This window comes from Clostridium sp. Ade.TY, assembly GCF_000498355.1.
GTDB lineage: Bacteria > Bacillota > Clostridia > Clostridiales > Clostridiaceae > Clostridium.
Map to the genome: position 1 here is coordinate 103,406 of NZ_AVSV01000027.1, position 18,962 is coordinate 122,367.

Consider the following 18,962-nt stretch of genomic DNA (forward strand, 5'->3'; position numbering starts at 1 on the left):
GTATTATAGTAATGTATATAAAAAATAGGTGAGGATAGGTAAAAGTATGGGAGCATCAGAAAATAAATATATAAAGAAGGCAAGAAAAAAAAGAATTATAAAAAGAACTATCTTTATATTAATTTTAGTAATAATAGCGTTAGGTTTACTTATTACAAAGTCAAAGATATTTTTAATAAAAAATATAGAATTAGATGGAAAAAATTTAGTTTCTAAAGATGTTATATCAAATGAACTTCAAAATATAAAGGGAGAAAATATATTTTTTGTTAAGAGTGATGATATAAAAAAGGCTCTTAAATCAGATCCTTATATAAATGAAGTTTCTATATCAAGAAAGTTTCCATCAACACTTAAAGTTAATGTTACAGAGAAAAATATAGCTTATTATACAAAAACTAGTTCTGGATATGATATTATAAGTTCTGATTTTGTTCTTTTAGAAAAGGTTAATGATATAAAAGGAAGAAAATTAATAGAGTTAATAGGATTAAATTCAGATAATGAAACTTTAGGAAGTAAATATATAAATACTAAAGATGACACAAGATTAGAAGATTTTCTTAAAGAGCTATATAAGATAAATCAATCAAATACTACAAAACATAACATAACAAAAGTAAATGTTTCAAATCTTAATTCTATAATAGTATATTTTGGTGATACTGAGGTAAAAGTTGGAAATGGGGAGAATTTAGTAAAGAAGATGAATGATGCATTAAATATTTTAAATGGATTAGAAGAACAAAAAGTAAATATGAAAAAAGGGTATGTTGATGTAAGTTTTGAAGGGGCTCCTGTAATTAAACAAGGAAAATAGAGGAGGTTATATGTAAATGAAGAAATCAGTTTCACAGATTTCTATTGCAGCAGTATGTGCTATATTAGGTTTTTTGTTAGCATATCAGTTTAAAATATTAAAAATAAATAATGAGACAGGAATAGAAAGCTACAATAAAAGTGATATAATTGCAGAAATTGATAGTTTGAAAAAAGAAAAAGAAGAGCTTCAAAAGAAAAACAATTCTTTGAGCGAAGAATTAAAAACTTTAGAAGAAGCTGCTTCAAAAGAAGGAAATGTTGGAAAAGAAATAAAAAATCAATTAGACTCGGCTAGAATGCAATTAGGACTTATAGATGTAAAAGGTCCTGGAGTTACAATAAAAATAACTCCTAAAACATCAATTTTTGGTAGTAATACAGAAGAAATGGGAAGAGGAATTACTGAAGAAGAGCTAGTACATATAATTAATTTGCTTTGGTATTCAAAAGCAGAGGCAATTTCAGTAAATGGATATAGAATAACTCCACAAACTGGTATAAAGAATTCAAGTAACTATATATGGATAGGAAGTGCAGGTAAGGTTAGTCCAAAGGAACCTATAATTATAAAGGCTATAGGAGATAAAGCTAGGTTAAATGTTGGATTGAATTTTCCAGGCTCATTAGATTTTGGAGCACTTCAAAATTATAATTGTGAAGTAGAACAAAGTGATAATATAGTTATAGATAAAACAACTCAAACTATAAAAAGTGATTATTTAAAACCAGTTGACAAAAAGGAGGAGAAGTAATGGTACCATTTATAGGATTGTTAATAGGTATAGTTTTTGGATTTATATTTGATGTTAATATTCCAGATAAACTTTCACCTTATATGTCTGTTGCTATACTTGCATGTTTAGATTCGGTATTTGGAGCTATAAGAGCTAATTTATCAAAGAGTTTCCAAGCAGATATATTTATTTCTGGTTTTTTTGGGAATGCATTATTAGCAGCAGGGTTAGCATATCTTGGAGATAAGCTTGGAATACCTATTTATATTGCAGCAGTAATTGTATTTGGAGGAAGGATATTTAATAACTTTGCAATAATAAGAAGATTGTTAATAGAAAAACTTAGAACACGAAATAGAGAGAAAAAGGTATGAAAATAAAGGGTGGATTTATAGTTTTTATTGCAGCTATATTTTTAGGAATGCTTATATCTTTTAATGTTAATTTTAATAAGATAATAGAGAGAAATTTAAGTTTAAGTGCAAAACAATATAAAGATGCAATAAATGAAAAGAGTGATTTATATAAAGAGGTTGAAAGTTTAAAAGAGAATAATATTAAAACACAAGAAACTATAAATAAATATAAATATGATGATAAAAAGCAAGATAAAATATTGGATAGTATGAAATTACAACTTAAAGATTATGGAATGATAACAGGCCTTTCAGAGGTTCAAGGTTCTGGTCTTTTAATAAAGATAAATGATGGAAATATTAATTTGAATAAAGATACAGATTTTGAAACAAAATCAAAAATATTTCATGATAATGATATGGCATTGGTTTTAAATGACTTAAGAAAAGCTGGTGCTGAAGCTATAAGTATAAATAATCATAGGGTTATACCTGGGACAGGAGTTATATGCAATTGGGCTTTTTTAGGGTTTGGAGATGATTCTACAGAATATGCACCATTTTACATATATGCGATAGGTGATCCAGAAGTTATGAAAACTTCTTTGTTAGAGGAAGGAAGTCATATTAGAGAGCTAATGATTAGACAATTATCTGTAGATATAGAAGAAAAGAAGAATATAGTTATGCCTGCAGCTTTAAGTATTAGAAATAATGAATACATGAAGGAATATGTAGGTAATTGATAAAAAATATGAAATATACAAAAAAATATATATAAATTAGAGGAATTTGAAAATAAATGAAGAATAATACTTAATAGAGTAGAAACTATTAATTAAGGAGGCTTTTATGAGTATCAAGCAGAATATAGAAACAATTGAGAATAATTTACCTAAAAGCGTTAAATTATTAGCAGTTTCTAAAACTAGAACTATAGAAGAAATGGAAGAAGCATATGATTTTGGCTTAAGAGATTTTGCAGAAAACAAAGTTCAAGAATTAGTTAGAAAAGAAGAATTATTTCATAAAGATGTAAAATGGCATCTTATAGGTAACTTACAAACTAATAAAGTGAAATATATTGTCGGAAAAGTTCATTTAATTCATTCTCTTTCAAGTGTCAAGCTTTTAGAAAAGATAGAAGATGTGTTTGGAAAACATAATATTATAGCTAATACTTTAATTCAGATAAATATAGGTAGAGAAGAAAGTAAAACTGGAGTTTTACTTGAGGATTTAGAAGAACTTATTATAAAGATTGAACAATGTAACTTTGTAAAAGTTAAAGGTATAATGGTTATAATCCCAAAAGGAAATGATGAAAGTAATAGAAATTACTTTAAACAAACTTATGATATATTTTCAAAATTAAAAGAAAGAACTTTTAATAATATAAGCATGGAAATATTATCAATGGGAATGACACATGATTATAAAATAGCAGTAGAAGAAGGTTCTAATATGGTTCGTATAGGAACTGGAATATTTGGAGAAAGAAATTATAATATTTAGGAGGAATTTATATGGCAAATATGATATCAAAAATGAAAAATATTTTAGGGTTTGGAGATTTTGATGAAGACTTTGAAGATGAAGAGTTTGAAGATGAGTTTGAAGAAAAAGGAGAAGAAAATGTTGCAATAGACGAAAATATTGAACCAGTTATTTCTGGAAAAAGATCAAATAAGGTTGTAAATATTCATACTTCAGCTTCAGCTAAAGTTTTAATAACAAAGCCTACTGCTTATGAAGAGGCTATGGAAATATGTGATGCTATAAGAAATAGAAGAATAGTAGTAGTTAATACAACTAATCTTGATATAAGAACAGCTCAAAGATTATTAGACTTTATTGGTGGTTCTTGTTATGCATTACATGGAGATATTCAAGAAATTGAAAAAAGAGTATATCTTCTATCACCTTCAAATGTTGAAGTAACTAGTGAATTAAAAAGTGAGTTAACTTCAAAAGCTTTATTTAATTGGTCTAAATAATAGGAGGATAATATATGCAAAGCTTTTTAGCTAATTTTATTAATTCTCTTTTCCGAATAATAGAATTAGCAATTATTTTAGAGTGTATACTATCTTGGGTTGTAAGAGATAGAAGTAATGGAATAATGGGTCTGATAACAAGTTTTACAGAGCCTATTTTAAAACCATTTAGAGCTATACAGTATAAATTTTTAGGTAATTTACCAGTGGATTTATCTCCTATATTTGCAATTGTTGTATTAGATTTAATAAGACCTTTAATATTATCGATTTTAATAGGTGTTTTTTGATATGGATAGAGAAACTATAAGTAAAAAATTTATAGGTGAAGATAAAAATAAAGCTATAAATTTATATGAAAAAATGATTATTTCATATGAAAAAAATATTCCTATGTTTGGAAATGAATTTTACACTCCAAACATATGGAAATTTTTTTGTAGTGAAATAAAAATAAATGGATTAGAAATTACAAATGATGGACTTTTTAAAGATTCAGAAAGACGTATGATATGTTTTAATAATATTTTTTATTTATCTTTTCCAATAAAACTTCTAAAAATAACAGTAAACACAAAATTTAATAAAGTGTTTCATAATCAATATTTAGGAAGTATATTATCATTAGGATTAGAACGTGATAAAATAGGAGACTTAATAGTTAAAGATAATTCTTGTTATGTGGTAGTGCATGAGGATATAAAAGATTATATAATAAATAATTTAGTCCAAATTGGAAAAGTAAAATGTAAAGTTGAAGAAATATTTGAAAGTATAAATGAGATAAATTATGAATTTGAAACAAGTACAATAATGATTTCTGCTATGCGAATAGATGCTGTAGTATCAAAAATCATAAATAAGTCCAGAAATATAGCTCAAAGTATGATTGAAGAAGGATTAGTACTTGTAAATTATTCTACTATAAGAGACAAAAGCTTTGAGGTAAAAAGGGAAGATAGAATAACAATAAGAAAATATGGAAAGTACATACTTGGGGAATGTACTGGCTATACGAAGAGTGGTAAATGTAAAATAGATATAAAAAAATATACATAGTAGAGGTGTGAAAATAATGAAATTAACTCCAATGGATATAAATAATAAGGAATTTAAGAGGGGACTTAGAGGATATATTCCAGATGAAGTAGATGAGTTTTTAGATGAAGTTGTCGACAATTATGAGGAATTATACAAAGAGAATTCAAAGCTTAAAGAAAAGTTAGAAATTTTAGAAGAACAAATAGAACATTATGCTAAAATAGAGTCAACTATTCAAAATACTTTAGTTTTAGCTCAAAATGCTGCAGACCAAGCAAAGGAAAGTGCACAAAAAGAAGCAGAACTTATAGTTAAAAATGCAAATGAAACAGCACAAAGAATAGTAGATAAAGCTCATAATGATGTAATTCAAATAAATGATGAGTTTGATAGAGTAAAACAAGAATTTATTAAGTTTAGAGCTAAGTTTAGAAACTTTATGAATACGCAATTAGAAACATTTGATGATTTAGAAAAAGATATCAATAAAAATTATTCAATTACAAGTACTATAGAGGAATTAGATATTAAAGATGTGACTTATAGAGATGAAGAAGTAGTTGATAATGGAGTTGAAAGTGTTTCATCAAATGAGTTAGATGAAATAAAAAGTTTTTTTGCAAATAAAGAAGAATAAAATTAGCGGCATTCAAAGTAATGCCGCTAATTTTTATATATTGATATAGTTGAGTAAAATTATACTATATATTATAATTGTTTAAGTAATAAAGTTTTAGGAGAATTTTAAAATGGATGAATTAATATATAGTATAACTAATGAAGAGAAAAATAATAGAATTGATAAATATCTTTTGACTAAACTAGAAGGTAAATCAAGAAGTTTTATCCAAGGACTAATAGAACGAGAAAAAGTATTAGTAAATGATAAAAGTATAAAAAGTAATTATAAGCTAAAAGAAAATGATAAAATTAAAGTGATTATGGAAGAACCAAAGGAATTAGAAGTTGAAGCGGAAAATATTCCTTTAGATATAATTTATGAAGATAAGGATGTAATAGTTGTAAATAAGCCAAAAGGAATGGTGGTGCATCCAGCTCCTGGAAATTATACAGGGACATTAGTTAATGCAATTTTATATCACTGTAAAGATTTATCAAGTATAAATGGAGTTATAAGACCTGGCATAGTTCATAGGATAGATAAAGATACTACAGGTATACTTGTTATTGCTAAGAATGATGATACACACAATAAGTTATCAGATCAATTAAAAGAACATTCTATGAAAAGGGAATACTATGCGTTAGTTGAAGGTAGAATGAAGCAAAATGATGGTACTATAGATAAACCTTTAGCTAGATCTAAAAGAGATAGATTAAAAATAGCTATATGTGAAGATGGTAAAAGAGCTGTAACGCATTATGAAGTTATAGAAAGATTTAAAAATTCTACATTAGTAAAATGTGTCTTGGAAACAGGAAGAACTCATCAAATTAGAGTACATATGGCATCTATAGGATATCCACTTGTTGGGGATCCTACATATGGATTTAAAAAAGGAAAATTTAAGACTGAAGGACAAATGTTACATGCTAAAACATTAGGATTTATTCATCCTTCAACTTCAGAATATATTGAATTTTCATCAGAACTTCCAGAAAATTATAAAACCTTATTAGATAATTTAAGAAAAGATAATATATAGAAGGAGGATAAAAATGCAATTAAAAGCAAATTTATTAGATGATAAAGCTATAAAGAGAAGTTTAATAAGAATTTCACATGAAATAATTGAAAAAAATAAAGGCGTAGAGGATTTAGTTTTAATTGGAATAAAAAGAAGAGGATATCCTTTAGCTAAAAGAATAGCTGATTTTATAAAAAATATTGAAGGGGTAGAACTACCTGTTGGTTCTGTAGATATAACTTTATATAGAGATGATTTAAGCAAAGATAATGAAAATCCAGAATTAAAAAGTATAGACTTAGGAGTAGACATAAAGAATAAAAAAATAATAATAGTTGATGATGTGTTATATACTTGCAGAACAGTAAGAGCAGCTATAGATGCTATAATAGATGTAGGAAGACCGAATATAATTGAACTTGCAGTTCTTATAGATAGAGGTCATAAAGAATTGCCTATAAGAGCTGATTTTGTAGGAAAGAATATACCAACATCTAAGGAAGAAGTTGTTGGGGTGAAAATTCAAGAAATAGATGGAGAAGATTCAGTAAAAATATATCAAAAGGAAGTTTAATTTAAACTTAAAGGAGCGAAATTAATGGAATACAAATTAATTGCTACTACTACCTTTGGAATAGAAGGAGTAACTGCAAAGGAACTTAAGGCTTTAGGTTATGAAGGTTTAAAAACAGAAAATGGTAAAGTACATTTTGAAGGAGATGAAATGGATATAGCAATAGCAAATATTCATTTAAGAACAGCAGATAGAGTTTTAATAAAGATGGCTGAATTTGAAGCTAGAAGCTTTGAAGAATTATTCCAAGGAACAAAAAAGGTAAATTGGAGTAAAATAATTCCAAAAGATGGAGTTATGCATGTAGTTGGAAAATCTATAAAATCAACTCTTTATAGTGTTCCAGATTGCCAATCAATAGTAAAAAAAGCTATAGTAACTCAAATGAGTGAAGCTTATGGAATAAGTCAATTTAGTGAAGATGGGCCAGTATATAAAATAGAAGTTGCTATATTAAAAGATAAGGTGACTCTTACAATAGATACGTCAGGAGTTGGACTTCATAAAAGAGGCTATAGAGAACATGCCGGAGCTGCACCTCTTAAAGAAACATTAGCATCTGCAATGGTTTTATTATCAAGATGGAAAGAAGATTACATATTAGTAGATCCATTTTGTGGTTCAGGAACTATACTTATCGAAGCATGTATGATTATGCAAAATATTGCTCCAGGATTAAATAGAGAATTTGTATCTGAAAAATGGCCAACAATGCCTCCTAATATTTATGATCAGGTAAGAGATGGAGCAAGAAAAGCTATAAAAAATAAACCACTAAAGCTTATTGGATACGATATAGACCATAGAGTTTTAAAAGTAGCTAAAGATAATGCTAAAAAAGCCGGAGTATCTGAATATATAGAATTCCAAGAAAGGGATTTTAGAGTATTTTCAAATAAGCATAAATATGGTTTTATAATATCAAATCCACCATATGGTGAAAGATTAAGTGATGAAAGAGAAGTAAAAGAACTTTATAGAATATTTGGTGAATATAAGAAGAAATATTCTGAATGGGAATTTAATATACTAACATCATATGAAAATTTTGAAAAAGCATTCAATAGAAAGTCAACTAAAAATAGAAAGCTTTATAATGGTAAGTTAAAGTGCTATTATTATCAATATTTTGATAATAGTTTAATAAAAAATCAAGGTGATACTTTAATGCAATGTTTAATATAATAAGAAAGTCTAGAAACTTTATTTAGTTTCTAGACTTTTTGTATTATTTATTTAAATTAAGGTTTTCAAAATTTTTAGGTTCTACATACATAGTGTAATTTGTATGATAAATAACCATTCCAGGTTTAGCCCCATTTGGCTTTTTTAAATTTTTTACTAAAGTATAATCTACAGGTACTTTTGATGAGGTTTTAGCCTTACTATAAAATGATGCAATAACGGCAGCTTCCTCTAGCGTTCTATCAGGAATTTCAGTAGCACATACTATAACGTGAGACCCTGGTATATCTTTAGTATGTAGCCACATAAAATTTTTATTTGCAAATTTAAGGCTTAAATAATCGTTTTGTAAATTGTTTTTACCAACATATATATCAATATTATCAGAAGATATAAAATGAAGAGGCTTTGATTTACTTATTTTCTTTTTATTTGACTTTTTAAATTTTAAATAACCTGTTTCCATAAGTTCATTTTTAATTTCTTCAATTTCATCATAAGAATCAGCATTTATTATGTTAGTAAGAACTGAATTTAAATAAATTAACTCATCTTTATTTTTTGATAGCTGAATTTTTGCTTCTTCTTCAGCTTTTTTTAATTTATTATATTTTTTGTAATAAATTTGAACATTTTCAGATGGTGTTTTATTTGGGTTTAATTTGATTGTTTCATTAGGAGAATTTTCTTCATAAAAGTTTTGAACTTCAACAAATTTATTACCTTTTTTAAAGCTATAAATATAAGAAGTTAATAAATCACCTTTAATTTTAAAATCATCTTTGACTAAACAATCCTTTAAAGTTAAATTAAGTATCTTATCTTTTTTATTACAACGTTCTATATTTGTATGAATCAGTTTTTGTAAGTTTTGAGATCTACTGTGAAGTCGTTCTTGTTTATCTTTTTTAAAATAAAAATCATCTAACATTTCTGATGGATCTTTATAATTTATTTTTTTTAGATTTTTATATACATTTTGTAAATCTATTGAATAAAAATCTTTGAATAAACCATTAATATCAGTATATATATTAAATTGTACATTAGTTTTTAAATTATTAAATAAATTTGTAACAAATTTGTATAACCTTTCTGAATCTATTGAGTTATAATTATCATTAGAAAGTTTTGAAAATATTTCTTTAGAAAGTGTTTTACTAACTCCAGTAAAAATATTAAAGAATAGATTTTCATTAACTTCATAAGAGTTAAAGTTTATAATATTTTCAAAGTCTTCCTTGGAAAAATTAAAAGGATTTAATTTTTGAGATTTTGGTGGATATACATAAGTAACACCTGGATATAAAACTCTAAAACTATTTATATCAGGAGTTATATGTTTTATTGATTCCATAACTTTAAAGTCTCGTTCACGAACGAGTGTTATGTTTGAATGTCTTCCCATTATTTCAATTATTAATTGGTACTTGCTATCAAAACCTAACTCATCCCTAGAAGATATATGAAGAGTTACTATTCTATCATTATCTTTTTGAGTTATATTGGTTATAGTACCTCCAAGTAAATATTTTCTAAGAACCATTAAATATAATGGTGCTTTAATAGGATTGCTTTTTTGAATATTAGTAAGATGCAATCTAGCAAATTGTGATGATGCTGATATTAGTAGTTTAAGATTTTTTCTATTTTTTCTTAATGTTAAAATAACTTCATCTTTTTCAGGCTGATTTATTTTATCTATTTTAGAATCTATAATAGAATCATTTAAATTATTAATTAAACTTTTTAAAAATATACCGTCTAATGCCACATTTATCGTCCTTTCTTTTAATTAATTTAAGGATAGTATAACACTAAATAAAGGTAAGAATCAATTTTATATATAGTTTATAGGAGGAATAAGAAATGAAGTTTACAAAGATGCAAGGTATTGGAAATGATTTTATATTCATTGAAGATTTAGATAATAAATTATTTGAGAATGAAATTTTAATTGCAAAAAAATTATGTGATAGACATTTTGGGATAGGAGCAGATGGTTTAGTTGTAGTTAGAAGACTAGATGATTTAAAAATGAAAATGACTATTATAAACAGCGATGGATCTAGAGCAAATATGTGTGGAAATGCAATAAGGTGCTTTGGAAGATATGTTTATGACAAGGGATATGTTAAAGATACAAAATTTACTGTAATTACTGATGATGGTGAAAAGGTGATTGAACTTATTGAAAAAGATGAAAGTGTAACTGGGGCTAAAGTCTACATGGGTAAGCCATCATTTAAAGGGGAAGAAATTCCATTAGTAAATAAAAAAGATTTAATAAAAGAAGAAGTAACTATAAATAATAATATATATGAACTAACTTCATTATTAATGGGAGTACCACATACTATAGTAATAGATGAAAATAATAAATATAATGTTTTAGAGGGAAAATATATAGAAAAATTTGATTATTTTAAAGAAGGAACAAATGTAAATTTTGTTAAAATAATTGATGAGAAAACAATAAGAGTAGATACATGGGAAAGAGGAGCTGGAAAAACTTTAGCTTGTGGTACAGGAACGTGTGCATCAGCTGTTGTAACTAATAAATTTGGACTTACTAACAATAAAGTATTAGCAAAACTTCCAGGTGGAGAGTTAATTATAGAGGTTTTAGAAGATGGGGTTTATATGACAGGCAATGCCGAGTATATATGTGAAGGTAAAACATTATAAAACATAGATAAAGAGGGAGTATAATGGATGCGTTAAAAAGAGTACCAATAAAAATACCTATATATATACTATTTATTTTAAGTTTATCTTTTATAGTAACTTCATGTAGCAATAAAACAGATAGCGGGAATTTAGATGTTAATTCAGAAATTATAAATTTGGAAAGTGGTTCTGTATTATTAGATAACAATGGTAAATACAAAGTCCTTAACTTAAAAGATAATAAATATCAAGGTATAGAAAGTGATAAAGTTATTATAAATTTTAATAAAGAAAGTGGGACGTATGTTTTTACTAAAGATGGTAAACACTATATTTCTTATAAAGAAAAAGAAATAGATATAAAAGATAGTAATTATAATTTTATAAAAATATCTTATGATGGAAAATATGTTTCTTATATGAGTTATGATAATGGATATAACTTAAAAGTGATTTCTTTAGAAGATGATAAAGAAATTACTATACAATCTAAAGTTGCAATCTCAGGAAATTTATATGATTTTATAAATAATGATAAACTTGTTTATTATGGAATTTCAGATGATGGAACTAATGGAGTGTTTACTTATGATTTGAAAAATAATAAAGAAGAGCTCTTATATAAATTAAATGGTGGCGGATATGTTGACTTTTTAAAAGGAGATTTAAATAATGTTTTTATACTTCAACAAAAAGCTAATAATGAAAAGGAATTATTAGAAATAAATGCTGGAGATAAAAGTATATCTAATATATCAAATTTATTTAAATCTATAAATGATTTAGTTAAAAAGGATGGAGAGTATTATATATTAGGAGAGCCTTTAAATGATACAAAGTCATTATATAAACTAAAAGATAAAACTATCAATAAACTTGTTTTTTCATTTCCAGCCAGTATAAATATGGAGAAAGGAATTGAAATTTCAAAAGATAGCATTTTATTTATAGGAAGCAATTCAACAGAAGAAAAAGAAGAAGTATTTTCTTATAAAGATAATAGTGTTTCTCTAATAAGTAATAAAGAAGGTAAATATAATTTCATAAATATAAATTAAAGTCTTAATTTTATTAAGGCTTTTTTTATTTCTAAGGAATAAAATAAGAAAAAAATGGAAAATAATTAAATGAAACTTATTAAGGAGGAAATATGAAAGATTTAATTTTAAAGATAGATTTAAATTGTATATATAAGATAGAAAAAGAAAAAATGATTGAATATAAAATAATACCTTTGTACATTGAAAATGAAAATATAAATGTTGCAACATATGAAGAAGAAGCTAAAGGAAAAGAATTTATTCAATTTGTATTTAGTAAAAGAGTAAATTTTATATATATAAATAAAAATGAATTTTATGATTTGATTCATATTATTAAACCGGATTTAAGCAAACCTTTAGAAGAAGTATTTATAAAATATACTATAGATAAAAAAGGAAGTGACATCCATTTTGAACCCTTTGAAGATTATGTAAATATTAGAGTTAGAATTGATGGGAATCTTATATTAATAAGCAAAATAAGAATATTTGATTATAATCAAATAATTTCAAGAGTTAAATTAAATGGAAATATGGATATTGCTGAAAAGAGGAAGCCTCAAGATGGAAAAACTATTATAAGTTATAATAAAGAATATTTTGATTGTAGAGTATCAATAATACCTTTAGTTTTTGGTGAGAAAATGGTTATAAGAATACTTTATAAAGAAAAATCAAATTATAACATGGAATTACTAAATTTATCAGATAAACAATTTAATGATTTAAATAAAATTATAAATGCTAAAAATGGAATAGTTGTAATAAATGGACCTACAGGAAGTGGAAAGTCTACAACTTTATATTCTATAATTTCCCAAATAAAAAATAAAAACATAAACATAACTACAATTGAAGATCCTGTGGAGTGCAATTTAATTGGAGTTAATCAAATTAATGTAAATAATAAAATAAATTTAAATTTTGCAAATGGACTAAGAAGTATACTTAGACAAGATCCTGATGTAATAATGGTAGGTGAAATTAGAGATGAAGAGACAGCAAATATAGCTATAAGAGCAGCAATTACTGGGCATAAAGTCTATTCAACAATACATACAAAATCTAGTAGAGATGTATTTTTTAGATTTGAAGATATGAATGTAAAAGACTATTTAATACGTGACTCAATGATTGGGGCTATATCACAAAGATTAATTGGATGTTTATGTGAAAATTGCAAAACTAAAAAAGAAAAAATTATAAATAATAAAGTTCATCATTTTTATGAAGAAGTTGGATGTAAAAAATGTAATTATACCGGTATAAGTGGAAGAAAATTAATATGTGCAGTACATTTTATAGATGAAAAAGTAAGAGAAAAACTTAAAAATATAAATGAAAATTTAGATATATTATCAAATAAACAAATGTATATGAGATGTAAGGAATTATTAGATAGTGGAGAAATAAGTTATAAGCAATATAATACATTTATAAATGGAGAGGAATTATTGAAATATGAGGTTCATAAAAAAGTATTCATATAAAAATTTAAGTATTATATGCGAAAATTTATCTGGATTATATAAAGATGGTTTGCAAATAACTAAAGCTGTAAATTTATTAAATGAATTTCCATTAAGAAAAGATTATAAAAATAGTATAAACATATTAAATGAATCAATAATACAAGGCAAAACATTAAGTGAAGGATTTATGAAGAGTAATAATTTATATCCTAAATTTTTTATTGGAATGATAGCAATTGGAGAGAAAACAGGTAAATTACATGAAGTACTTAATGAATTAAGTATATATTATAAAAGAAGAGAAGAATTAGAAAAAGAATTTATAAACGCATTAGTATATCCTATTTTTTTAGTGTCTTCTATGATGGCTATATCAATATTTATGATAAGATTTATGATTCCTCAGTTAGATGATATATATAAATCTATAGATAGTTCTATTCCTTATTTAACTCAAATTGTAATTGATTTTTCAAATAAAGTAAATGAAGCACCAATTATATTTTTGATTTCGTCATTTATATGGATTGTTTTGATTCCTTTTATATTATTAAAAAATAACTGTAATAAAATATTAAATTTAATATTTATTAAATTTAAGACTCTTAAAGAATTTAGAGAACTTGAAATTATCTTAATTATAAAAGTAATAGTTTTAAGTGGTATAAATATATCTTTAGGACTAAAATATTGTGAAGATGATATGTTAAATAAAAAAATATATAAGGACATAAATGAAAATATATTAAAAGGATTAGAACTTTCAGAAGCTTTAAGAATATCTATCAATTTATCTGAATATAGTTTAGCCATGATAAGACTAGGTGAAGAAAGTGGATCATTAGATGAAAAATTAGACTGTTTATCTTTAAAATTGCATAAAAAAAGCAATGAAAACCTAAAAAAATTTACAGCTATATTTCAGCCTTTAATGATTATTATTATGTCTATAGGTATATTTATATTTATTGGAATATTCATACTTCCGATTTTTCAAGGGGTTTATGGAGGTATACTTTGAAAAAGAAAAAAGGCTATACAATTATTGAGCTTATGGCAGTTATAACAATTTTAGCTGTTATAATCTTATCTTCAAATAATATTATAAATTACTATAATAAGTCAATTAGAGATATTGAAGTAGAAAATTTTCTTATATCAACTGTAAATTTATTGACATATGGAAAAGCTAGAGCAATTAAAGATAATAGCAAATTACAAATTAATTTTAATGAAGCAAATAAAAAAGTAATGTTGATAAAAGAATATGATGTAATTAAATCTTTTAAAATTCCAAATTATATTAAGGTGACTAATGGGATGATTATTGATATAACAACAGATGGGCAAATTTCGTCACAGACAACTCAATTTAAAAATACTAAAGAGAATGAAACATATTTTTTAAAAGTAAGAGTAGGAGTTGACTATATAAAGATTGAAAAAGCGAAGAGGTAGTATATTAATTGAATGTATAGTTTCTATATTTATAATAACTATATTGTTTGGTGTATTTGTAAAAATGAATAAATTAGATTTAAAATCATTTAATGTAAGAGAAGCATCAAGAGAAAATAATATTATTTTAAATAATATTATAAATGAGGTTAAATTTAACACTAGTATAAATGAAATAGATAAAATATTTGATAGCTTTGGAGAAAGTGTTTTTATTGACTTATATAGTGTAGATAGGTTAAAAGATGAAAGTATATTAAGCCTAATTTCTAGTTCACATAATAATGAGTTCATAAAAATAAGTAAGGAATATAAAAATGATATAGAAATTAAAATGGTTGTTAGCTTAATTATAGAAGAAGATGTATTTTTAGAAACTGAAATATTAAAAGAATATTGGATGGAATTATAATGAAAAAGAGAGGATTTACATTAATAGAATGTTTAGCATATGTGTTTATATCTTCAATTATAGTAATATGTCTTATTACATTAACATTAGATGTATCTAGTTATTCAAGTGAAAGAAATAATTCTATTAAAAGAGAAGATGAAATTGATAGGGCAATATTAAATATAAAGAAAATATTCTCAGAAGTAGATAATACAAATTATAAAATTGGAAGAGATGAGATTGAGATTTCTAAAGAAGAAGAGACTTTAGAAGAAATAAATAATAGTGATAATATATATGATAAAAAATTAGTGGTTAAATACAAGAAGATATATTTAGTTAGTAAAACTTTGCAAGTTAGATATTATAAAGAAGTATCAGGATCAAAGGTAAGTGTAGCAACAAATTTAATTTTAAATGATGTAAACAAATTAAATTTTCATAAAAAAGGAAAACTTATATATATGGAGCTTGGAATAGATGATAAGGAGTATTTAATATGCATGTAAAGAAAAAAGGATATGTTCTTATAAACTCTGTAGTATTAACATTTTTTATAACCTTTATATTAATATTAGGAGCTAAAATATCAAATATGAATATTACATATATAAAAAATTATGAAATTTACTCTAGTTTTTTGGACTTAAAAGATTATCAAATTGATATTTTAAATATATGTAATAATTGGTTAGAAAAAAATAGTAGTAAAGTTATTAAAAATATAAATAGTAATTCAAGTGACATAGAAAATGTATATAGTATACCAAATGAAAATTATATTAAATTACAGTATTTAAAGGATAAAAAAATATTTAAAATAGGGTATGGAATGAAAGTGGAAGAAAATCATTTATATTGTCTTTATAGAATTGAAAGTAAAGTAATAGAAAATGATAAGGGTAGTATATTAAAAGAAAATAAAGGTTTTCATGAAAAGATAAATGTTGAAAATGAAATTATAAAGGTATTTCCTAAAAGAAAGGTATAGAAAGTATGATTAACCAAGAAATAATAGAAATAAATAAATTAGGTTATATATATAAAGGTGAGCAGAATTCTTTGAATTTACGTAATAAATTAAATGCTAAAGTTTTTATATTAGATGAGGAACTTTATATAAAGGAGTATTTAAAAACTAAGAAAAAAGAAATTTATAATATAATAGAGAATGATATAAAAAGTGAGCTTAATACAGAAGATTATCTAATAGATTTTAAAATTGATAAAAGTATAAATATAACTTATATATATGCTATAAAAGGTGGAAATAAAATATCAAAAATTTTAGATTACATAAAAAATATTGAAGTTGTTCCAATTCAATTTCAAATTATAGATTTTATTAAAAAAGAAAAGAAAGAAAATACATTTAAAGCAATAATTGATATTAATAAAAAAGGATATTTTATTGAGGTGTTAAATGGAAATTTAATAAATAATAAAATTTATAATAATTATAATTTAGAAAATTTATCAAGTGATATTTTAATTGGAAAGTTTGACTATCCATTTAATAAAAAAAGTTTTATTTTAAAGGAAGGTATACTATGAGTTATAAATTTATACCTAAAAAATTTATAGAGAAAAAAATAGAAGAAAATAAAGCAAGATTAAATAGATTAATAAAATTAATTTTAATTTTGAATTTAATATTAGTACCAGTAACAATAGAGAGTATTAAAACTTTAAATTTTAATAGGGAAATAAAGTTAAATTTAAATGAGAATGTAATAGTTGATACTGGAGTAAATATAGAAGAAATAGAAAGTTGGATGGATATATTATATATAACTTCAAATAGTGGAGAAATCAAAAATAATAAGGGGAATATTTTTATAAGTAATAAAAAAGATATAGATTATATAAGTAAAGAAAGAAAAATAGAAGTTATAGAAAACAAAGAAGATAATGGGTATTATTTAGAGGTTTTAGGGAGATAATTATGAAAAAAATTTATTTAAAATACTTAATACTTATAATTATTCTTTTATTTCAAGGAATTATATTTGTATCATCATCTAAAATAGATGAGAAAAATTATTATGACAACGCAGTAAGCGTTTATAATGGAAATATAAAAACTATTGATCAAATATTTAATGAATTAACAAGTATACAAGGAATAATTGTAAATAGTATAGAAGGCGGAAAAGATGTAAAGGCTTCTTTAACTATAGAAGGTAATAATGAAATAGTAACAAAAGCTATGAAAGAAATAAAAGGTTATATTATAAGTGATTATGAAATTAAATATAATAATAAAAATTTTATTGTAAAATTAAATGTAGAAGAGTATAAATTTAAACGAAAATTATAATAATACTTAAAGAAGGAACTTAAATATAAAAATAATGTTAAAATAATACTCTAAATAATTGCATTTAACAATGAGTTTTGATAAAATAAATTTGTATGTCAGAAGAAACCAAATTATGATTATATATGATTAACTTCTAATTGATATAATTTATTTGGATTGAATTTATACTTTTGGAGGGATATTTAATGATATCAGCAGGAGATTTAAGAAAAGGTACAACTTTTGAACACGAAGGACAAGTATATACAGTTGTAGACTTTTTACACGTTAAACCAGGAAAAGGAGCAGCTTTCGTAAGAACAAAACTTAGAAATGTTATATCAGGAGGAGTAACTGATACAACATTCAACCCTACAGCTAAGTTCCAAGAAGCTGTTATTGAAAGAAAAGAAATGCAATATTTATACTCAGATGGAGAATTATACTACTTTATGGATCAAGAAACATATGATCAAATTCCTTTAAACTATGAAAAAGTTGAAGATGCTATAAAATACTTAAAGGAAAATATGTTTGCTATAATAAAATTCTATAAGGGAGATGCTTTCTCAGTTGAAGCACCAAATTTTGTAGAATTACTAATCACTGAAAGTGAACCAGGAGTAAAAGGAAATACTGCAACAAATGCTTTAAAACCAGCTACACTTGAAACTGGAGCTGTTGTAAATGTTCCTATGTTCGTTAATGAAGGAGATACTATTAGAGTTGATACTAGAACTGGAGAGTACATGGAAAGAGTTTAATAGTATTATAAATTGCTAAGTTCTAAGAACTTAGCAATTTTAATATATAAAAGGAAGTGTTTATATGGATAATATAAGAGAAGCAATTAAAGATTTAAATGATACAATAAATAATATTGAAAATAAAGATTTGTTTTTAAAGTTATCTAATATATTAGAAAATTTAACGGAAAAAGTTGAAGAAATTAAAGTTAATCAAGAAGCAATAGAAGAGACTTTAGAATATATGGATGATGATTTATCAGGAATTCAAGAAGAGTTGTTTGAAGAAGTTTCATTGGATGAATTAGAAGGTTTTGATGATGAATATAAGGAAATAAAATGTATTCACTGTAATAAGCCGGTATTTATAGAGGTGTCTACTTTAGAAAATAATAAAACAATTCCTTGTCCTTATTGCAATAAAAATATAATAGAGTAGATAAAAAGAGTTTTGATTACAAAGCTCTTTTTTTATGCTCTAATTTACATATTTTTTTATAAAATATGTAATATTTAAAC

Annotated in this window: 26 protein-coding genes; 25 read left to right on the forward strand and 1 reads right to left on the reverse strand. The window is 24.3% G+C overall.

Annotated elements, in window-relative coordinates; genetic code table 11:
• The first annotated feature begins 46 nt into the window (after positions 1-46).
• The 12 genes from O212_RS0110180 to O212_RS0110235 all read left to right on the forward strand — a co-directional run bounded on the left by O212_RS0110180 (position 47) and on the right by O212_RS0110235 (position 8,358).
• Entirely contained in the window at positions 47-820 is a 774-nt protein-coding gene (locus O212_RS0110180; protein WP_024615003.1) for an FtsQ-type POTRA domain-containing protein, read from the forward strand.
• Positions 821-836: 16 nt separating this feature from the next.
• On the forward strand, positions 837-1,574 hold the full coding sequence (locus O212_RS0110185) for a DUF881 domain-containing protein (RefSeq protein ID WP_024615004.1): 738 nt from the start codon (positions 837-839) through the stop codon (positions 1,572-1,574).
• Positions 1,574-1,930, forward strand: coding sequence for a DUF1290 domain-containing protein (locus O212_RS0110190; RefSeq protein WP_024615005.1), 357 nt, complete (start codon positions 1,574-1,576; stop codon positions 1,928-1,930). Before O212_RS0110185 ends, O212_RS0110190 begins: the two co-directional genes overlap by 1 nt.
• A complete protein-coding gene (locus O212_RS0110195; protein WP_024615006.1) occupies positions 1,927-2,658 on the forward strand; it encodes a DUF881 domain-containing protein in 732 nt (243 codons plus the stop codon). Before O212_RS0110190 ends, O212_RS0110195 begins: the two co-directional genes overlap by 4 nt.
• Before the next feature lie 106 nt (positions 2,659-2,764).
• Positions 2,765-3,427: a YggS family pyridoxal phosphate-dependent enzyme gene (locus tag O212_RS0110200; RefSeq protein WP_024615007.1), complete on the forward strand. Its 663-nt coding sequence runs from the start codon at positions 2,765-2,767 to the stop codon at positions 3,425-3,427.
• 11 nt (positions 3,428-3,438) lie between these two features.
• Positions 3,439-3,909 carry a cell division protein SepF gene (gene sepF, locus O212_RS0110205; protein ID WP_024615008.1) on the forward strand — a complete coding sequence of 157 codons (471 nt, stop codon included), beginning with the start codon at positions 3,439-3,441 and terminating at the stop codon, positions 3,907-3,909.
• Positions 3,910-3,923: 14 nt separating this feature from the next.
• A complete protein-coding gene (locus O212_RS0110210) occupies positions 3,924-4,199 on the forward strand; it encodes a YggT family protein (protein WP_024615009.1) in 276 nt (91 codons plus the stop codon).
• A 1-nt stretch (position 4,200) separates the two neighbouring features.
• Entirely contained in the window at positions 4,201-4,968 is a 768-nt protein-coding gene (locus O212_RS0110215; RefSeq protein WP_024615010.1) for a YlmH/Sll1252 family protein, read from the forward strand.
• A 16-nt stretch (positions 4,969-4,984) separates the two neighbouring features.
• Positions 4,985-5,587 (forward strand): DivIVA domain-containing protein, encoded by a 603-nt coding sequence (locus tag O212_RS0110220; RefSeq protein ID WP_024615011.1) that lies wholly within the window; start codon positions 4,985-4,987, stop codon positions 5,585-5,587.
• A gap of 112 nt (positions 5,588-5,699) precedes the next feature.
• A complete protein-coding gene (locus O212_RS0110225) occupies positions 5,700-6,617 on the forward strand; it encodes an RluA family pseudouridine synthase (RefSeq protein WP_024615012.1) in 918 nt (305 codons plus the stop codon).
• A 13-nt stretch (positions 6,618-6,630) separates the two neighbouring features.
• Positions 6,631-7,173, forward strand: coding sequence for a bifunctional pyr operon transcriptional regulator/uracil phosphoribosyltransferase PyrR (gene pyrR / locus O212_RS0110230; RefSeq protein WP_024615013.1), 543 nt, complete (start codon positions 6,631-6,633; stop codon positions 7,171-7,173).
• Between the two features lie 24 nt (positions 7,174-7,197).
• Positions 7,198-8,358: a class I SAM-dependent RNA methyltransferase gene (locus O212_RS0110235; RefSeq protein ID WP_024615014.1), complete on the forward strand. Its 1,161-nt coding sequence runs from the start codon at positions 7,198-7,200 to the stop codon at positions 8,356-8,358.
• A gap of 43 nt (positions 8,359-8,401) precedes the next feature.
• Here O212_RS0110235 and O212_RS0110240 read toward each other — a convergent pair whose 3' ends face one another.
• Positions 8,402-10,132 carry an NFACT RNA binding domain-containing protein gene (locus O212_RS0110240; protein ID WP_024615015.1) on the reverse strand — a complete coding sequence of 577 codons (1,731 nt, stop codon included), beginning with the start codon at positions 10,130-10,132 and terminating at the stop codon, positions 8,402-8,404.
• Positions 10,133-10,227: 95 nt separating this feature from the next.
• Between O212_RS0110240 and dapF the strand changes: the two genes are divergently transcribed.
• The 13 genes from dapF (at position 10,228) to O212_RS0110305 (ending at position 18,882) form a co-directional block, all read left to right on the forward strand.
• On the forward strand, positions 10,228-11,046 hold the full coding sequence (dapF, locus tag O212_RS0110245) for a diaminopimelate epimerase (protein ID WP_024615016.1): 819 nt from the start codon (positions 10,228-10,230) through the stop codon (positions 11,044-11,046).
• A 23-nt stretch (positions 11,047-11,069) separates the two neighbouring features.
• A complete protein-coding gene (locus O212_RS0110250) occupies positions 11,070-12,086 on the forward strand; it encodes a hypothetical protein (RefSeq protein WP_024615017.1) in 1,017 nt (338 codons plus the stop codon).
• 92 nt (positions 12,087-12,178) lie between these two features.
• On the forward strand, positions 12,179-13,561 hold the full coding sequence (locus O212_RS0110255) for a GspE/PulE family protein (RefSeq protein WP_024615018.1): 1,383 nt from the start codon (positions 12,179-12,181) through the stop codon (positions 13,559-13,561).
• Complete coding sequence (locus tag O212_RS0110260; RefSeq protein WP_024615019.1) at positions 13,533-14,564, forward strand: type II secretion system F family protein; 1,032 nt, start codon at positions 13,533-13,535, stop codon at positions 14,562-14,564. The genes O212_RS0110255 and O212_RS0110260 overlap by 29 nt, the downstream gene beginning before the upstream one ends.
• Positions 14,561-15,001: a prepilin-type N-terminal cleavage/methylation domain-containing protein gene (locus O212_RS0110265; protein WP_024615020.1), complete on the forward strand. Its 441-nt coding sequence runs from the start codon at positions 14,561-14,563 to the stop codon at positions 14,999-15,001. Before O212_RS0110260 ends, O212_RS0110265 begins: the two co-directional genes overlap by 4 nt.
• A complete protein-coding gene (locus tag O212_RS0110270) occupies positions 14,982-15,413 on the forward strand; it encodes a hypothetical protein (RefSeq protein ID WP_024615021.1) in 432 nt (143 codons plus the stop codon). The genes O212_RS0110265 and O212_RS0110270 overlap by 20 nt, the downstream gene beginning before the upstream one ends.
• Positions 15,413-15,904 (forward strand): prepilin-type N-terminal cleavage/methylation domain-containing protein, encoded by a 492-nt coding sequence (locus O212_RS0110275; RefSeq protein WP_024615022.1) that lies wholly within the window; start codon positions 15,413-15,415, stop codon positions 15,902-15,904. The genes O212_RS0110270 and O212_RS0110275 overlap by 1 nt, the downstream gene beginning before the upstream one ends.
• On the forward strand, positions 15,895-16,386 hold the full coding sequence (locus tag O212_RS0110280) for a hypothetical protein (RefSeq protein ID WP_024615023.1): 492 nt from the start codon (positions 15,895-15,897) through the stop codon (positions 16,384-16,386). The genes O212_RS0110275 and O212_RS0110280 overlap by 10 nt, the downstream gene beginning before the upstream one ends.
• A 5-nt stretch (positions 16,387-16,391) precedes the next feature.
• Positions 16,392-16,949 (forward strand): hypothetical protein, encoded by a 558-nt coding sequence (locus tag O212_RS0110285; protein WP_024615024.1) that lies wholly within the window; start codon positions 16,392-16,394, stop codon positions 16,947-16,949.
• Positions 16,946-17,338 (forward strand): hypothetical protein, encoded by a 393-nt coding sequence (locus tag O212_RS0110290; RefSeq protein WP_024615025.1) that lies wholly within the window; start codon positions 16,946-16,948, stop codon positions 17,336-17,338. The genes O212_RS0110285 and O212_RS0110290 overlap by 4 nt, the downstream gene beginning before the upstream one ends.
• Before the next feature lie 2 nt (positions 17,339-17,340).
• Positions 17,341-17,715: a hypothetical protein gene (locus O212_RS0110295; RefSeq protein ID WP_024615026.1), complete on the forward strand. Its 375-nt coding sequence runs from the start codon at positions 17,341-17,343 to the stop codon at positions 17,713-17,715.
• A gap of 188 nt (positions 17,716-17,903) precedes the next feature.
• Entirely contained in the window at positions 17,904-18,461 is a 558-nt protein-coding gene (gene efp, locus O212_RS0110300) for an elongation factor P (RefSeq protein ID WP_024615027.1), read from the forward strand.
• A gap of 64 nt (positions 18,462-18,525) precedes the next feature.
• Complete coding sequence (locus O212_RS0110305; RefSeq protein ID WP_024615028.1) at positions 18,526-18,882, forward strand: CD1247 N-terminal domain-containing protein; 357 nt, start codon at positions 18,526-18,528, stop codon at positions 18,880-18,882.
• Positions 18,883-18,962 lie beyond the last annotated feature (80 nt).

Bases quoted from the DNA above. Each gene is read 5' to 3' on its own strand.
- O212_RS0110180 (WP_024615003.1), top strand. From the start codon at position 47: ATGGGAGCATCAGAAAATAAATATATAAAGAAGGCAAGAAAAAAAAGA.
- O212_RS0110185 (WP_024615004.1), top strand. From the start codon at position 837: ATGAAGAAATCAGTTTCACAGATTTCTATTGCAGCAGTATGTGCTATA.
- O212_RS0110190 (WP_024615005.1), top strand. From the start codon at position 1,574: ATGGTACCATTTATAGGATTGTTAATAGGTATAGTTTTTGGATTTATA.
- O212_RS0110195 (WP_024615006.1), top strand. From the start codon at position 1,927: ATGAAAATAAAGGGTGGATTTATAGTTTTTATTGCAGCTATATTTTTA.
- O212_RS0110200 (WP_024615007.1), top strand. From the start codon at position 2,765: ATGAGTATCAAGCAGAATATAGAAACAATTGAGAATAATTTACCTAAA.
- sepF (WP_024615008.1), top strand. From the start codon at position 3,439: ATGGCAAATATGATATCAAAAATGAAAAATATTTTAGGGTTTGGAGAT.
- O212_RS0110210 (WP_024615009.1), top strand. From the start codon at position 3,924: ATGCAAAGCTTTTTAGCTAATTTTATTAATTCTCTTTTCCGAATAATA.
- O212_RS0110215 (WP_024615010.1), top strand. From the start codon at position 4,201: ATGGATAGAGAAACTATAAGTAAAAAATTTATAGGTGAAGATAAAAAT.
- O212_RS0110220 (WP_024615011.1), top strand. From the start codon at position 4,985: ATGAAATTAACTCCAATGGATATAAATAATAAGGAATTTAAGAGGGGA.
- O212_RS0110225 (WP_024615012.1), top strand. From the start codon at position 5,700: ATGGATGAATTAATATATAGTATAACTAATGAAGAGAAAAATAATAGA.
- pyrR (WP_024615013.1), top strand. From the start codon at position 6,631: ATGCAATTAAAAGCAAATTTATTAGATGATAAAGCTATAAAGAGAAGT.
- O212_RS0110235 (WP_024615014.1), top strand. From the start codon at position 7,198: ATGGAATACAAATTAATTGCTACTACTACCTTTGGAATAGAAGGAGTA.
- dapF (WP_024615016.1), top strand. From the start codon at position 10,228: ATGAAGTTTACAAAGATGCAAGGTATTGGAAATGATTTTATATTCATT.
- O212_RS0110250 (WP_024615017.1), top strand. From the start codon at position 11,070: ATGGATGCGTTAAAAAGAGTACCAATAAAAATACCTATATATATACTA.
- O212_RS0110255 (WP_024615018.1), top strand. From the start codon at position 12,179: ATGAAAGATTTAATTTTAAAGATAGATTTAAATTGTATATATAAGATA.
- O212_RS0110260 (WP_024615019.1), top strand. From the start codon at position 13,533: ATGAGGTTCATAAAAAAGTATTCATATAAAAATTTAAGTATTATATGC.
- O212_RS0110275 (WP_024615022.1), top strand. From the start codon at position 15,413: ATGAAAAAGAGAGGATTTACATTAATAGAATGTTTAGCATATGTGTTT.
- O212_RS0110280 (WP_024615023.1), top strand. From the start codon at position 15,895: ATGCATGTAAAGAAAAAAGGATATGTTCTTATAAACTCTGTAGTATTA.
- O212_RS0110285 (WP_024615024.1), top strand. From the start codon at position 16,392: ATGATTAACCAAGAAATAATAGAAATAAATAAATTAGGTTATATATAT.
- O212_RS0110290 (WP_024615025.1), top strand. From the start codon at position 16,946: ATGAGTTATAAATTTATACCTAAAAAATTTATAGAGAAAAAAATAGAA.
- O212_RS0110295 (WP_024615026.1), top strand. From the start codon at position 17,341: ATGAAAAAAATTTATTTAAAATACTTAATACTTATAATTATTCTTTTA.
- efp (WP_024615027.1), top strand. From the start codon at position 17,904: ATGATATCAGCAGGAGATTTAAGAAAAGGTACAACTTTTGAACACGAA.
- O212_RS0110305 (WP_024615028.1), top strand. From the start codon at position 18,526: ATGGATAATATAAGAGAAGCAATTAAAGATTTAAATGATACAATAAAT.